This is a genomic window from Streptomyces sp. NBC_00400, from assembly GCF_036048035.1.
Classification (GTDB): domain Bacteria; phylum Actinomycetota; class Actinomycetes; order Streptomycetales; family Streptomycetaceae; genus Streptomyces.
In genome coordinates this window covers 6,762,378-6,777,447 of record NZ_CP107940.1, presented here as the reverse complement: position 1 = coordinate 6,777,447, position 15,070 = coordinate 6,762,378, and the positions used below count along the sequence as shown (strand labels likewise).

General features: G+C 69.0%; 11 protein-coding genes, 1 tRNA gene and 1 pseudogene. 4 read left to right on the top strand and 9 right to left on the bottom strand.

Translation table 11 applies throughout. The annotated features are described in order from the left end of the window. Positions 1-52 precede the first annotated feature (52 nt). Positions 53-727, bottom strand: coding sequence for a hypothetical protein (locus OHS81_RS29645; protein ID WP_328388253.1), 675 nt, complete (start codon positions 725-727; stop codon positions 53-55). Positions 728-774: 47 nt separating this feature from the next. Between OHS81_RS29645 and OHS81_RS29640 the strand changes: the two genes are divergently transcribed. Then, positions 775-963, top strand: a complete 189-nt coding sequence (locus OHS81_RS29640; protein WP_006607658.1) for a DUF5703 family protein — start codon at positions 775-777, stop codon at positions 961-963. An 86-nt stretch (positions 964-1,049) separates the two neighbouring features. On the opposite strand, the gene OHS81_RS29635 is transcribed toward OHS81_RS29640, so the two are convergent. From OHS81_RS29635 to OHS81_RS29625, 3 genes are all read right to left on the bottom strand, one after another. After that, positions 1,050-1,829 carry a chaplin gene (locus OHS81_RS29635; RefSeq protein ID WP_328388252.1) on the bottom strand — a complete coding sequence of 260 codons (780 nt, stop codon included), beginning with the start codon at positions 1,827-1,829 and terminating at the stop codon, positions 1,050-1,052. Positions 1,830-2,001: 172 nt separating this feature from the next. After that, positions 2,002-2,235, bottom strand: coding sequence for a chaplin (locus tag OHS81_RS29630; protein WP_328388250.1), 234 nt, complete (start codon positions 2,233-2,235; stop codon positions 2,002-2,004). Positions 2,236-2,377: 142 nt separating this feature from the next. Next, complete coding sequence (locus tag OHS81_RS29625) at positions 2,378-3,703, bottom strand: M20/M25/M40 family metallo-hydrolase (RefSeq protein WP_328388248.1); 1,326 nt, start codon at positions 3,701-3,703, stop codon at positions 2,378-2,380. A 306-nt stretch (positions 3,704-4,009) separates the two neighbouring features. Between OHS81_RS29625 and OHS81_RS29620 the strand changes: the two genes are divergently transcribed. From OHS81_RS29620 to OHS81_RS29610, 3 genes are all read left to right on the top strand, one after another. Then, positions 4,010-4,094 (top strand) — tRNA-Leu (locus tag OHS81_RS29620). Positions 4,095-4,740: 646 nt separating this feature from the next. Further along, entirely contained in the window at positions 4,741-5,703 is a 963-nt protein-coding gene (gene pip / locus OHS81_RS29615) for a prolyl aminopeptidase (protein WP_328388246.1), read from the top strand. A 118-nt stretch (positions 5,704-5,821) separates the two neighbouring features. Continuing rightward, positions 5,822-6,043, top strand: a complete 222-nt coding sequence (locus OHS81_RS29610) for a hypothetical protein (RefSeq protein ID WP_328388244.1) — start codon at positions 5,822-5,824, stop codon at positions 6,041-6,043. Between the two features lie 607 nt (positions 6,044-6,650). Here OHS81_RS29610 and OHS81_RS29605 read toward each other — a convergent pair. The 5 genes and pseudogenes from OHS81_RS29605 to OHS81_RS37510 form a co-directional block, all read right to left on the bottom strand. After that, positions 6,651-7,205 carry an ATP-binding protein gene (locus OHS81_RS29605; protein WP_328388242.1) on the bottom strand — a complete coding sequence of 185 codons (555 nt, stop codon included), beginning with the start codon at positions 7,203-7,205 and terminating at the stop codon, positions 6,651-6,653. Positions 7,206-7,590: 385 nt separating this feature from the next. After that, complete coding sequence (locus OHS81_RS29600) at positions 7,591-8,220, bottom strand: response regulator (RefSeq protein ID WP_328388240.1); 630 nt, start codon at positions 8,218-8,220, stop codon at positions 7,591-7,593. Continuing rightward, positions 8,210-12,223, bottom strand: a complete 4,014-nt coding sequence (locus OHS81_RS29595) for a response regulator (protein ID WP_328388238.1) — start codon at positions 12,221-12,223, stop codon at positions 8,210-8,212. The genes OHS81_RS29600 and OHS81_RS29595 overlap by 11 nt, the downstream gene beginning before the upstream one ends. Positions 12,224-12,226: 3 nt before the next feature. After that, positions 12,227-14,449 (bottom strand): helix-turn-helix transcriptional regulator, encoded by a 2,223-nt coding sequence (locus tag OHS81_RS29590; protein WP_328388237.1) that lies wholly within the window; start codon positions 14,447-14,449, stop codon positions 12,227-12,229. Positions 14,450-14,650: 201 nt separating this feature from the next. Then, positions 14,651-15,043 (bottom strand): annotated as a pseudogene (locus tag OHS81_RS37510) (AAA family ATPase); the annotation flags it as partial. Between the last annotated feature and the right edge of the window lie 27 nt (positions 15,044-15,070).

Sequence of the window (15,070 nt, the reverse complement as noted above, 5' to 3'; positions counted from 1 at the left end):
GGCTTGTGGGGCCGGGCGCGGTGGCAGGGCGGAGCCCGCCACCGCACCCGCCTCACCGTCCGCGGCCGGGCGCCTCCAGATCGTCGTCGTCGCCCAGTTCCTCGTCGAAGACCGCGCTGACATCGAAACGGCACACCACCCGCTGGGGGTCTGCCTGATCGAACGGCGCGGACAGCCACTCCCCCGGCTCGGCCGGGTCGTCGGCGGCCGCCACCCACAGGGTGGAGTCGCCCTCCTCCAGGCCGAACTCCTTGTGCCGGGAGGCGATCTCGTCCGGCTCGAACTCCCCGAAGAGCACGCCCAGCGCCGCATGCACGCTGGTACCGACGACCGCGGCGGCGTCGGCGCCGCTGCCCGCCGCCTCGTCGGCGGCGTCCGGATCGAGGTCGGCGATGCGCTGGGCCTGATGCAGCAGCCGCTGCGGTTCGGCGACGGTGTAGTCGCGCCGGATCAGCACACTCAGCGCACTCGGCTCCTCCGGGCCCGCGTAGGCGGGCAGTGCGTCGCTCCCCGGGATCTCGAAGGGGGTGACCTCGTCGTAGGTGTCGTAGAGCAGCTCGTCATAGACCTCTGCCGCCGCGGCGAGCTCGTCGAACGCGGCGTAGACGGCCGGATCGTCCTGCCCCGAGCGGCGTTCGACCGCGTCGAGGTGACGGTCCAGCGCGGCTTTGACCGCCTCGGCGGCGGCACGTACCTCGGCAGCGGAAGGCTGCGCAGCATCAGACATAGTGCAGACGCTATCCGTACCGGGGCCGGTCCCGCACAATAGATGCGATGCCGGAATACGAATTCTGCGATGTGTACGTGCCTCGGGGAGTGTCCCGGAAGGCCGCCACTCGCCTGCTGACCGACCATGCCGAGTACGGACACTGGGAGTTGGACCGACTGCGCCTGAACCCGGACGGGAGCCGCAAGGTGCGGCTGCGCCGCCGGATCATCCGCCAGCTCCGCGCCACATGGTGAGCGCCACCGGCGCCTGAGCACGGCAGAGCGGGCCCCGCCTGGGCAGGGCCCGCTCCGTGGAGCGCCGGTGCGCTATGTCGTGCTGCTCACCGGCGGGCGGCGCGCGCCTTGCGGTAGAGCAAGGCGCCCCCGAGCAGCAGTCCGGCGCTGGCCGGAATCGCGTAGCCGACCCCTCCGGCACCCGTCTGCGCGAGGTGACCGACGGGCTTGGGGGGCGTCACGATCTGGCTGTGCCCCCCGGTCTGCGGCTTCGTCCCCGGCGTGTGCGGCGACTGCTGGCTGGGCTTGCCCGGCTGATGGGGCTTGCCCGGGTGGTGCGGCTTACCGGGCTGGTGCGGCTTGCCCGGGTGATGCGGCTTACCGGGCTGGTGGGGCTTGCCCGGGTGATGCGGCCGGCCCGGGGCCGGCGCCGACCCATTGGCGCAGTGGTTGCCGAAGGCCGGGTTCAGCAGCCCGGCCGCCGAGACGTTGTTGCCACAGGCGTTCACCGGTACGTCGACCGGAGCCTGGACACTGTTGCCCGACGCGACACCGGGCGAGTTCGAGGCCCCGCCCGCGGCGTTCGCACCGCCCTGGTGCCCGGCCTGGTGTCCACCCTGGTGTCCGCCGACGTGCCGGCCGCCGCCGACGTTGGCGCAGTGGTTGCCGAACGCGGGGTTCAGCAGCCCGACGACATTGACGGTGTTGCCACAGGCGTTCACCGGTACGTGCACCGGTACCTGAACATTGTTGCCGGATCCCACGCCGGGAGAGTTCGCCGCGCCTCCGGCGGCTCCCGCGTCGGCCTGTGCATAGCCGGCGGCCATGGCGAGTACGCCACTGGCGGCCGCCATGGTGATCAGGCCCTTTCGTGCGACCTGTCTCATAGGTTGTTCCCCTGCCTAGTGCCTTACAGGAATACGGACAAGTGAGGATCCTCGGAAAGATCCACCGGCCCGCCGAAACCCAGCGGCTCCGGAATGCGTGGTGCGCCTTCCGGAGCCGGACCGAGTCAGACCCTTACCGGGTGCAAATACAACGCCAAAGGACGCCAGAAGGTCACTTGTTGACGCAGCCCGCGCCGAACGCGGGGTTCAGCAGCCCGATCACGGAGACCGTGTTGCCACAGGCGTTCACCGGAACGTGCACCGGAACCTGGATGGTGTTACCGGACACCACACCAGGAGAGTTCAGGGACGCACCCTGGGCACCCGAGTCAGCAACGGCCAGGCCCGCACCGGCGAGCACGACACCACCGGCCACTGCCGCAGCGGCGACGACCTTCTTGATCATTATTCCTCCTTGTAGGCAATACGATCCCAGCCGCGGACCGCACTCACTGCAACGAGAAAAATGCTGTTGAAGCTACGAACACATCGGCGCGTTCATCCTTTTCAGCGAAGCCGGCGCGAAAGGCAGGAAATCCGCGCCGAATTCAGCTCTGGTCGATGAACCGGTCGAGCACCCGGACCCCGAACTTCAGTCCGTCCACCGGCACCCGCTCGTCCACGCCGTGGAACATCCCTGCGAAATCCAGCTCCGGCGGCAGCTTCAGCGGGGCGAAGCCGAATCCGCGGATCCCGAGATCGTCGAACGACTTGGCGTCCGTACCGGCGGAGAGCATGTACGGCACGGCGCGCGCGATCGGGTCCTCGGCCTGCAGCGCCGACTGCATCGCCTCGACCAGCGCACCGTCGAAGGTGGTCTCCAGCGCCTTGTCCGCGTGGACGTCCTCCCGCTTCACCCGCGGGCCCAGGATCCGGTCCAGGTCGGCCAGGAACTCCTCCTCGTGGCCCGGCAGGAAACGGCCGTCGACATGGGCGGTGGCCTGCCCCGGGATGACGTTGACCTTGTAGCCGGCGCCCAGTTGCGTCGGGTTGGCGGTGTTCTTGAGCGAGGCACCGATCAGCTTGGCGATACCACCGAGCTTGGCCAGCGTGGCGTCCATGTCCTCGGGGTCGAGCTCGGTGCCCAGCGCGTCCCCGAGCTGGTCGAGGAAGGAGCGCAGCGTCTTGGTCACCCGCACCGGGAACTCGTGCCGGCCCAACCGGCCGACCGCCTCGGACAGTTCGGTGATCGCGTTGTCCTTGTGGATCATCGACCCGTGTCCGGCGTTGCCGTCCACCGTCAGCTTCATCCAGTGCATGCCCTTCTGGGCCGTCTCGATGAGGTAGAGCCGCACCTGCTCGTTGACGGTGAAGGAGAAGCCGCCGACCTCGCTGATCGCCTCCGTGACGCCCTCGAAGAGGTGCGGGTGGTGGTCGACGAGGTAGCGCGCGCCGTAGGTGCCGCCCGCCTCCTCGTCCGCGAGGAACGCCAGCACGATGTCGCGCGGCGGCTTGCGCCCGGTGCGCAGCCGGTCACGGACGACGGCCAGCGTCATTGCGTCCATGTCCTTCATGTCGACCGCGCCCCGGCCCCAGACGCAGCCGTCGGCGATCTCCCCAGAGAACGGATGGTGGGTCCAGTCGTCGGCGTTGGCCGGCACCACGTCGGTGTGACCGTGGATGAGCAGCCCGGGCCGCGAGCGGTCCTCGCCCTCGATCCGGGCGACGGTCGAGGCGCGGCCCTTGTGGGACTCGAAGATCTGCGGCTCCAGGCCGACCTCGGCAAGCTTCTCCGCGACGTACTCGGCGGCGGCCCGCTCTCCCGGGCCCGAGTGATCGCCGTAGTTGCTGGTGTCCATCCTGATCAGATCCCGGCACAGGTCGACGACCTCGTCCTCACCGGTCACCGTACGGCCCGACTGCGACTGGCTCATGCCGCGCCCTCGCTTCGCCCGGCCCCGCATGCGCGGGGCTCCCACCTCTCCATGGTTCGCTCGCGGAGCTGACTCACGGTGCCTCCTCTGGCTTCACGGCCGCGTCGCGCACCCTGAGGGCACGGCCCACGGCGGGGTCCACTGCCATCCTCCACCCGCCGCCCGCTGTGCCCAAGGCCGCAATACTCCCGACATGCGCTGGTCACAGCCCCGCTTCCGGCCGAATGCAGGGGTGATCGACCACCCGCGAACGTTTGCTATTGTTTTCCACGTCGGAACGGCCCAGGCCGCACCGGCAGACACCTTGTCCGGGTGGCGGAATGGCAGACGCGCTAGCTTGAGGTGCTAGTGCCCTTTATCGGGCGTGGGGGTTCAAGTCCCCCCTCGGACACTCACATACGCACATCAGCGGGTGGTGACCGGACGGTCACCACCCGCTGATGTGCGTGGTACCCCAGCTCAGGACCGAAGTCGGCGTACAGCGGCGCTCTGTCTTCAGGCCTGGCGGCCCGGAGCCGGCCCCAGGCCCGCCCGGCGGACCGCGGCGGCCGCCCACCTCCCACGAGAGTCTTGATCATGTGGTGGATCTGTTCCTCGGTGAGGATCTCCCGTTGCGGCGGCATCCGGTTGCCGCTTTCGGCTCTCACACATGGCCCGGACGGTGCGGCCAAGATGTCCGGGCGCGAAGACGCGGGCGAGCCATGTGGCGAACGTGTACTGCCGTTCGCGCTGTTCGGTGTCGCTGAACCAGCGTGCGCCAACTCCTCTGCGTCATATCCTGTTCGGAGAGGCGAGGTCGAGCGGGTCCACGACGAGTTCGTGGAGGCCGCATCTCAGGTACGCCTCGCCGGCCAGCGCGTCGACGCGGGAACGCCGGGCGCGATCGCTGTACTCCAGTGCCCGGCGACGTTCCTGCGGGAGGAAGCTGTCGCGCGAGGCTGATGTCTTTGGCTCCCCACTCGACCGAAGGCGCCTGGCGGGGCCATGCCCTGAATGAATGAGTCCGATGTTGCATGTGATTGTCAGGAGGCCTGGAAATGGGCGAGCTGCACCCGCCGGTGGAGCCGTACGAGAAGGGGATGCTCGACGTCGGCGACGGCAACGTCGTGTATTGGGAGGTCTGCGGCAACCCGGACGGAAAGCCCGCGCTCGTCGTCCACGGCGGTCCGGGATCGGGGTGCGGGCCCGCCGCCCGCCGGTACTTCGATCCGGAACGGTACCGGGTCGTCCTGTTCGACCAGCGCGGCTGCGGGCGCAGCACCCCCCACGCGAGCGAACCCACGACCGACATGCGACACAACACCACCCAGCACCTGATCTCCGACATGGAGCGGCTGCGGGAGCACCTGGGTATCGACCGCTGGCTGCTGTACGGCGGCTCGTGGGGATCCACGCTGATCCTCGCCTACGCCGAGACCTACCCGGAACGGGTGTCGGAGATCGTCATCTCCGCCGTCACCACCACCCGGCGCTCCGAAACCGACTGGCTCTACCGGGGCGTGGGCCGGTTCTACCCCGAGCAGTGGGAACGCTTCCTCGCCGGAGCCCCCGGCACACGGCGCGACGGCGACATCGTCGCGGCCTACGCGCGCCTGATGGAACACCCGGACGCCGCCGTAAGGGAGAGGGCCACGGCCGACTGGTGCGCCTGGGAGGACGCTGTCGTGTCCGGGGAGACGAACGGCGCCTCCAACCCGTACGGCGACCGCCCCCCGGCCGCACAACTGGCCTTCGTCCGCATCTGTTCCCACTACTTCTCCCACGGCGCGTGGCTGGAGGAAGGCGCCCTGCTCCGTGACGCCCACCGCCTCGCGGGTATCCCCGGCGTGCTGGTCCACGGCAGGCTCGACATGGGCTGCCCGCTCGACACCGCGTGGGAACTCGCCCGCGCATGGCCCGACGCGGAGCTGATCGTCGTAGGTAACGCGGGCCATCTGGGCAGCGACACGACACGTGCCCAGGTGCTCCGCGCCCTCGACCGGTTCGCTCGCCAGGAATGAGACGGGAGAAGTGACGGTACCGAGAGGCACCGGATGCGTGTCCGGGGCCTCTCGGTAAGGCCCAGGGGCCGCAGCTCAGGCACCAGCCGCAAAGTGGTTTGTCCGGAGCTCGGTGATCGTGGTCTTCTGGACCACGTTTCCGCCTCCGCACCGTCACCTCGGGAGACCCGAAACGCACACCACGATCACCGCCGCGGCGGCCTTCGCCGGCGTGGCCATGCTCATCAACATGGCACCCGGTCCCGACACGCTGCTCGTTGTCCGGACGTCCATGGCCAAGGGCAGGCAGGGAGGGCTGGCCGCCGCCCTGGGCATCCTCACCCTGCCGCCTCGGCGCTGAGCGAGCGCATCCAACGCCCCGCGTTCCGTCGTCGCCTCGAACAGATCACCGGCGTGGCCTTCTTCGGCTTCGCCGCCACCCTGCTCACCGACCACTCGTAGATCTCCAGCTCATCCCGCCCTGCAGTCATGACGTTCCCCGTCGCGGGTGACCGCATCCGCACCTGCGGGCCTGGCGCCCCGGTTGCCAGACACCCGCTCCCAGGCCACCGCTAAGAAGTCATCTCATTCGGAAGGACGGCAGGCGCGCCGCCGTACTCGTATCCGCCACATTCCGCACAGCGGCGTCAAGCCACCCCGACCTCGGGTCTCGCCATGGTCTTCCTCCCGCCGGCGCCGGTGCGGCGCGTGCGACGACCGGCGATCTCCTTACCCGTGGCAAATTTCTCCCACCGCGACCGCCGGGAGAAGTGGTTTTCGGCTTTGCCGACACCGGGCGGCGGTAGCGGATGAGGGTGCAGGTGAGGGCGGTGTACTGGTAGCAGCGCTGCTTGCGCCCGGTCCGGCCGAGAGGTTCGATGACCTTGGCGTCCAGCTGAAGCGCGGCCCGGGGGCGCTGCTTCTCGTACCGCTTCCAGCGGGTCGAGGCCCTTCCGTATCCGCACGGATCAGCGTCGCCGCCGCAGACGCCCCCGGCGGGCCCTGCCGCGGGTGCGCAGTTCGAACCAGACGGTCTTCCCCGCGGCGGTGTGCCGTGCGCCCCAGCGGGTCGAGAGCTGGTCGACCAGGTGCAGTCCTCGGCCGTGTTCCTCGTCGGCGCGGGCGGGTGGGCGGGCTGCGGGCGGGGTGGCGGGGCAGCCGTCGGCGATGTCGCAGCGCAGCATCCGGCCATCAGCGGAGTGGGACATCCGCAGCTGGATGGGCCCCCTTGCGTGCCGGAGCGCGTTGGTGACCAGTTCGCTCACCAGGAGTTCGGCGATCTCGACATACTCGTGCAGCCCCCATCGGGCCAGCTCGGTCCGGATGATCCGCCGGGCCTGGGGCACGGCGCGTACATGGGAGTCGAGCGGCTGGGAGACCACATTGCGCGTCTTCCTCAGGCACCGGGACAGCTGAGTGACCCGTGCAGCGGTGGTCGCCGCCAGCCGCCCCAGCAGACGGCACAGCGGGAGCAGTACGCGATCACGTACGGAATCGCGGAGTGCGCGAGCGACGGTACTCATGACGATGTGGTCCAGCCGAGCGGAATCCGCTGCAGCGGGAAGCTGGGATCGATGGGGCTGAGGCTGCCGTACGAGAGCCCTCGCTCCGGGAACGGACCAGGAGAACGCGTACGGCGTCCCCTCTGGGTCCGCCGTAGGCTGTCGGGCCGTACCAGGGGGCCACGCCGGTTCCGGGAACATCTGTCTGCCCTCGCTTCTCGGAGGGACAGTGGGCGGCCGGGGGCGTCCGGAGGTCACACGGGCTCCGCTGGGGCACCCAGGAGCGCCGTGTCGTGCGAACAAGGACCCGGGGCATCGTCCACCCCACCTCTCATTCCCGTCCTCTCGGCTGGGACGGGGAGCTGACGTATGCCTTCACCGTGCGCTCGGTGCCGTACGGCAGTCGTTAGGGGAACCCCCCAGTACGCCCCCTAAACGGGGCGGCGGGTGCGGAGTGTGCTCCTCGCTCCGGGGTCACGACCGCGAGCTGCTGAAGCTGCCGTGCCAGACGGCCGACGGAGTCGGTCTGCCCGGCAACCTGGTCCAGGGCCCCGGCCGGGAGCGCGCCGCCGACCATGGCCTTCACGGCGTCAGCGATGTGGTCGAGCCCCTGTTCCACCTGTTCGAGCCGGATCTTCAGCAGGATGTTGTTGACCCTTGACGCCAGCAGGAGGTGGTCCAGGGGCTTCGGCAGATAGTCCTCGGCGCCCATTTCGAGACAGCGGATGACACTGTCCAGATCGCCGACGGCCGACATCATGATCACGGGCGTACGGCTGAGCTGCTGATCGTGCTTCATCAGATCGAGCGTCGCGTAGCCGTCCATCCCCGGCATGAGGATGTCGAGCAGCACCACATCGAAGTCGCTCTCCCGCAGCATCTGCAGGGCCTCGAGCCCGTTCTCGGACGTCGCGGTCTCCAGCCCCGCCATTTCCAGGCGGTAGGTGAGCATCATGCGGTTCGTGCGATCGTCGTCCACGACCAGGACGCGCCCTTTCCCTTCGGTTCTCTCCGTCACGGCATTGCTATCGGTCATGGCCAAGCTCCGCTCTCTGTGCGACCAGCCCGTCTCTCGCAGCGCGGTACTCCCCTTCGATCCGGGTCACCAGCGGTGCTGCTTCGCGCAGATCCCCGGTGGCGCCGAGGTCCTCCGCGTCCTGGCACGGCTGAACGAGCCGCGGGAATCCAAAGGTCTGTGCGTGGGATTTGAGCGTGTGAGCCGCTCGACGCAGTTCGCTGCCGTCCCCCTCGTCGAGGCTGCGGCGAAGGCTTTCGGTCAGTTGGGGGGAGTCCTCCAGGAAGACATCGATGAGTCGGCTGACGAATTCGTTGCCCAGGGAACCGATCAGGCGCTGGAAGGTGGGTGTGTCGAGGACCGGCAGGGCCGACGCCTCCGTTCCGGGGCCGGCCTCCGGCTCGCGCGGCGCCGTCTCCGGGCCGGGTGCGGGCGGCGCCGCTTCCGGTCCTCGTGCGGGCGCCGTCGTCTCCGGGCGCCGGGCAGGCCGCGCCGCGTCCGGACCCGGTGCAGGGGCACCGGGTGGCACACGGTCGAGTGCCTCGGCGAGATCGACGCCGCGCAGGGGCTTTCTGAGGTAGTCATCCATCCCTGCGGCGAGGCAGGCGTCGCGGTCCTCGCTCATCGCGTTGGCGGTGAGGGCGATGATGTACGGCCGATCCGCGGCGGACAGGGACCGGTGGATCCGTCGGGAGGCGTCCAGGCCGTCCATCACCGGCATCTGCACATCCATGAGGACCACGTCGTAGAGCTTGTGGCGCAGCGACTCCAGCGCTTCGGCTCCGTTGCCGACCGTCTCCACCGAGTGGCCGATCTTCCGGAGCATCCGGACGATCAGCTGCTGGTTCACCACGTTGTCCTCGGCCAGGAGGATGCGCAGGGGCGCAGGGCGGCTCTCCTTTGCCTCCGGCCGCTGCGCCGCGCGGGGCGTTTCGGCGGGTGCCGCGGCACCGAGCAGTGTGCGGCAGAGGTCCGCGTAGAGTTCGGCCGCCCGGATCGGTTTGGTGTGGTACCCGGAGAACTCCGCCAGGCTGTCGTGGGTCGCCATGGGGCGGCCGACGGAGGTCAGCAGGTACAACGGCAGCTCTTCCTTGCTCCGGCAGCGGCGGATTTCTTCCGCGAGCATGACGCCGTCCATGTCCGGCATCTGCATATCCAGAATTCCGATGTCGAACGGATCGCCTTGCCGGACCCATTCGAGGGCCTCCCTCGGGGATCCCGTGGCGCGTACCACCATTCCCCAGGCACTTGCCTGGCGTGTGAGAATCATCCGGTTCGTGGATTTGTCGTCCACGACCAGCAGGTGTTTTCCCCGGAGCTCGACACGGGAGACCACTTGGCCGGTGCGCATCGCTTCGGGAACTTCCCGCGTTTCTACCGTGAAGTGGAATGTCGAACCCACGCCCTCTTCGCTCTCCACCCACATCGTGCCTCCCATGAGCTCGGCCAGCCGCTTGCTGATGGCCAGTCCGAGTCCCGTTCCGCCGAAACGCCGGGTGGTGGAGGTATCGAGCTGCTCGAAGGGCCGGAACAGCTGGCCCAGGCGGTCCCCGGCCATTCCGATGCCGGTGTCGCTCACGGAGAAGTGGAGCCGGATGATGTCGTCCGCGTCCTCTGTAGCGGGCGGGTGCACCGTTTCCCGCGGCTCCCCGGTACCCGACTCCGGGTCGGCCAACCCGACCCTGAGGACCACCTCGCCGGTTTCCGTGAATTTCACGGCATTATTGAGCAGGTTGATGAGGATCTGCCGCAGTCGGTCGATATCTCCGATGATCTCTTCCGGCAATTCCTGATCGATGATGTATGCCAGGTCGAGGTCTCGCTTCTCCGCCGCCATCGGAGCAACGAAGTCGAAGGCTGACTCCACGCACTGGCGAAGCTCCAGCGGCTGGAGCCGGAGATCGAATTTCCCGGCCTCGAACTTGGAGAAGTCAAGGATATCGTTGATGATGGTGAGCAGGCTGTTACCGCTGTTCTGGATGACCTGAGCGAATTCGGCCTGTTCGGCATCGAGCGGGGTGTCGAGCAGTATTTCGGTCATGCCGATCACCGCGTTCATCGGTGTGCGGATCTCATGGCTCATGGTCGCGAGGAAGGCGCTCTTGGCCTGGGTGGCGACTTCTGCCGCCTCCTTGGATGCCTGGAGCTCCGCAGCGGCACGGGACCGTTCCAGTACCCGTCCGAGCTGGGTGCTGACGTCGAGCAGGAGCCGCAGCAAGGCATCATCCGGCTCCATGGCCTCGGGGGTCAGAAAGTCGAGGACCGCCGCGACATCCTTTCCGATGACGACCGGGACGGCGATTCTGCCGGTCACCCCGGCGCTCTCCGTGGCCGCGGGCGGCGTCTTGCCGGGCCGGGAGGAGCCCGCGGTGATGTCACGAGTCCAGGCGGGGCGGCCCGTGGCGCGCACGGTGGCGGGAAGGCCGTCCGGCTCGTACAGCCCGGCCGCTGCGGCGATGTCGTGCAGCGGCGCCCGCAGGTTCCGCTCATCGACGTGCCGGATGGGCGACAGGGTGAGCTCCGCGTCCGGGGTGGGCCGGCCGGTGCGGGAGCCCGAGCCGGAGGTGGGCTCGACGAGGTAGACGTGGCCGACCGGCCACCCCATGTGCCCGCACACCAGGTCCAGGACCGTCTGCGTCGCGTCCTGCGAGGTGTCCGCCTCGTTGGCGGCGGAGGCCACGTGCTGGAGCAGGCTGAGGGAGTCGGTCTTGTGGCGCAGCTCCGAGGTGCGCTGGCGGACCTCCTCCTCGACGGCGGAGTAGCTCTCCTGGAGCCGCCCGGCCATGACGTTGAAGGCGGTGGCCATCGCGCCGACCTCGTCGCGGCTCCGTACCGTTGCGCGGCGTGTGAGGTCGCCCGCGGCGAGAGCCCGCGCGGCGTGCACCACCGCCGCCACATTGCCGGTGATGCGTCGGGAGAGCAGCGCGGCCACCACGATGATCACGGCCAGGACTGCGGCGATGCCGGCCAGGACCCGCAGGTTGCGGTCGTGGAAGTTGTCCAGGCGGGTGCTCAGCATGTGGGCTTCCTGGTCGAACAGGGCTTTCCACAGGTTCGAGTTCGCCCGGATGGCGCCGGCGGCCCGGGCCGACCAGGCCGCCCGGGAGATATCGCTCCGGTCGCTGTTCGTGAACTGCCGGTTCACGGTGCCGGTCACCTCACGGACCGATGCGGTTGCCTTGGCCAGCAGGGGCTGGGTCGCGGGGCGGAGGCCGGCGTAGGAGGTGGACTCGAAGGCCCGGTTCAGATCGCTGTTGAGCTGGAGGACGTTCTGGTTGAGCACCGTGGTGTCGTAGGCGAGGCGTACCCGGTCAGCGCTGGACTTGCCGCCCTGGACAAGGATCGAGCTTCCCGTGTCCGCCATCCGGTAGAGCTGGTTCAGAACCTGTGGCTCGTGGAGCAGCAGGCCGGCCATCGTGTAGTACGTGTCGAGGTCGGGGTCGAGAATCAGCTTCGAAGTGTCTCCGACGTAGGAACCGAGCGCCAGCAGCTTCCCGATGAGCCGGTTGTACCGCGACACGAGGGCACGGACGTCGGACGGAGCCGACGACAGCTGTGCCCAGTCGTGGCGCAGGGCCGCGGGCGCCAGCGGGGCTTTCCCCTTGGCGGCAAGGTCGGAGACGGTCGTTCGCAGCGGCTCCCTCAGCCGTCGGTCGACCTTCGTGAGCGCCGTGAAGCCTTCGCTGACGGCATGGTCGGCTGCCGCGACCCGGCTCCTCGGTACGGACTCTCCGGTGCTCTCTCGGTGCAGCAGCGCACGGCGATCGGAGAGGTCCTGTATCAATGCGCTCACGGGACGCAGGTACTGAACGCCGCTCAGCTCGGTGCGAGTAAAATCGATCTTGCTGTTCTGCTGGTCGACCAGGTAGAACGTAGCCAGCCCGAGCGGGACCATAAGGGCGATGCAGATGGCCAGCAGCTTGTGCCAGATGCGGGGTGCAAAGCGCATTCGGTGGCCGCTGCGCGTTCCGCTCTGCAGTACGTCTGCCGCGCCGGGCGGCTTCGCATCGGGCGTGGCGGCCATGAGTCACTCCGGTTCTTCTGTCGCGTCGGTCTGCTCGGAGCGCCCGCCGAGCTGGCGCCGGCTGGTGACGCCGAGCTTCCGGTAGACGCTGGACAGGTGCACCTCCACGGTCTTGGCTGTGACGAACAGCTGCTGGGCGATCTCCCGGTTGGTATGTCCGGCGACGGCGAGGTCGTAGACCCTGTGCTCACTCGGTGTCAGCGACTGCAGACCGGTGACGGCGTGGCGCCGCGGGCGGATCCCGGCCACGTGCAGCTCGTCCTGGATCTGCTGGATGAGGGGTGCCGCGCTACGCGCCTCGGCGATGTCCAGGGCGTCGCTGAGCAGCGTCCGCGCCTGGCTCCGTACGCCGTGCCGGCGCAGCGCCGCCCCGTAGTCCGCCAGCGCCTTGGCGTACTCCAGGCGGGCCGGGGATCCCTTCAGCCGGGTAACGGCCTCGCGCAGCAGGCCGACGTCCGCGTCGCCCTCGCTCAGGGTGCCGGCGATGCGCAGAGCGCGGCCGAGGGCTCGGGGCGCGCTCCAGTAGCGGGCCAGTTTCAGCTCCGCGTCGGCCAGGGTCCTGGCTTCCTCGTCCCGGCCGAGCAGATGCAGGCACAGGGCGGCTTCCGACCGCCAGGGGACGATGGCGGGATTGTCCCCGCCGGCCGCGCTGAACGACTGGCCCGCGGCCAGCGCGGCGTGGAAGGCCTCCGTGGTGCGGCCCTGGAGGCGCAGCAGATGGGACCGGCTGTACAGCACGTAGTACATCAGCCCGGTGAGCGGCGCGGGATCGGGAACTCCGGTCCACTCCAAGGTGGCCTGCGCACGGGACAGTGCGCCCTGCTCCATCTGCACCTCGGCCTGGACGGGGCCGAGGACCAGCCGGCGCAGACCCAGCGAGGAGGTCTCGACGGCGTGCATCGCGTCCGCGGCGTCCGCAGCGGCCTCGTCGAGATCCCCCCGGTACAGCCGCGCCATCGCGCGGTAGGTCAGCGCCCCGGTCAGGTCGTTGACCGAGCCCTGCCGGTGCGCCTGCTCGACCGCGGCGTCCAGACTGCCCAGGACCTCTTTGCGGTCGGCACTGATGAGCACCAGCCAGCCGAAGGACAGCGAGGTCTGTCCGTCGGACGGCAGGGCCGGCGTGTCCTCGCGGAGCGCGCGCTGCGCCCGTACGACCGCCCGCGGGTCGCCGATGACGGCGTCATGGCCGGCGATGACGCAGTCCAGGTACCGGCCGCCCGTGCTCCCGCTCGGTTTCGGGGAGCGCAGTTCCCCAACGCGGCCGAGGATGTCCTGACGCAGATCCGGCCGACCGGGTTCGTAGAGCGGAATCGAGAGGATGCAGGCGTTCAGCTGGTAGAGCAGTTCGGTGTCCTCGGGCGCCGTACCGGCCAGGGCCTGTTGCCAGACCGCCCGGGCCTCTTCGGAGCGCCGGAGCGCGAGCAGCGCGTCACCGAGGGCCAGGGCGATTTCGACGCGCTGCCGTGACGGCCCGGTCAGTTCGTGTGCCTCCGTGAGGTACTGAACGGCTGCCGCGCTGTCCACCCGCCGCATGGTGCTGCCGAGTTCGAAGAGAAGGTCGCGCCGGTCCCCGGTCGGCGGGGGCTCGGCCAGGGCGCGGCGCAGATATTTCGCCGCAGTCTCCGGGGAGCCGCGTGCCAGGGCGCTCCGCGCCGCCGACCACAGCATGGCCACGGTCGCGGCGTCACCGGAGGGCAGAGTGCGCAGCAGGTGCAGGGCGACCTTCTCGATCTCGGCCTTGGAGTCTCGCAGCAGGTTCGCGGCGGTCTTGTGTGCGCGGTGGGAGTCGGCCGGTGTGATCTCCTCGTACACGGCGGCCCGCACCAGCGGATGCACAAACCCCATCCGGGATTTCGTGTCGTCCGACGGGACGGGGTGGAGAATCTGGGCGCGCTCGAGGCTCTTTGCCGCCTCCATCGCATCGTCCCGGTCAAGCCCCGCCAGCTCCGCCGCATGGCTCAGGTCCGCACCCTCCCCGAGCACCGCGATGGCCCGGGCCAGTGGGCCACAGCCCGAGGGGAGGCGGCGCATCCACATCGCCACCCGCCGGGCGATCGCGCGCGGGCCCAGGGCGTAGACCTGCGGAATGTGCGCGGCGGTGGGTTCAACGTGCTCGCCGTTGAGTGCTTCGCTGAGCTCCTTGAGCAGAAGGGGGTTCCCGCCGGTCGCGGACCAGCAGGCGGAGAGGAAGGCCTCGTCCTCCGGTTCGGGTGACCCGGCTTTCACGAATTCACTGATGATGAGCGAGGCCGATGCCTCAGCAGTCAATTTAGACGGGAAAACGAGCACCGCGGACGGTGCGGTGACAATCTGGTCAAGCGTATTCGATTCGGCATATTCCTCAAATGGTCTGAGGGTGCACACCACGCAGGCCGGGATGTCCTCGAGGCGCGGCATGAGATAACTGAGGAATTTCAGTGAATCGCTGTCCGCCCAGTGCAGATCGTCGACCGCAATGACCAGGGGCTGCTTTTCGCAGAGGTCTGCGGTCAGCCAATACAAACCATGAAGTACGGAGAAATCGCCGCCCGGGGAATGTTCGGGAACCACTCTCTGCAGCACGATCGCTGCCTGACCCGCGGTGCCGGACAGGATGCGCTGCGCATCTTCCGCGTCCATCCGTGCAAGGATCGGTTCGAAGAGCTGCCGCACCACGCCGAAGGGGAAGTCGCTCTCGAATTCCGATCCTCGCGCGCCGGCCACCTGAAAACCGGCGGACACGGCCATCCGCTTGGCTTCGGCGAGCAGACTGGTTTTGCCGATTCCGGGCGCACCCTCGATCATCACGGCTTCTCCATGGCCGCCATGGGTCGCTTCCATCGCTGCCCGCAAGACCCTGAGCTCGCC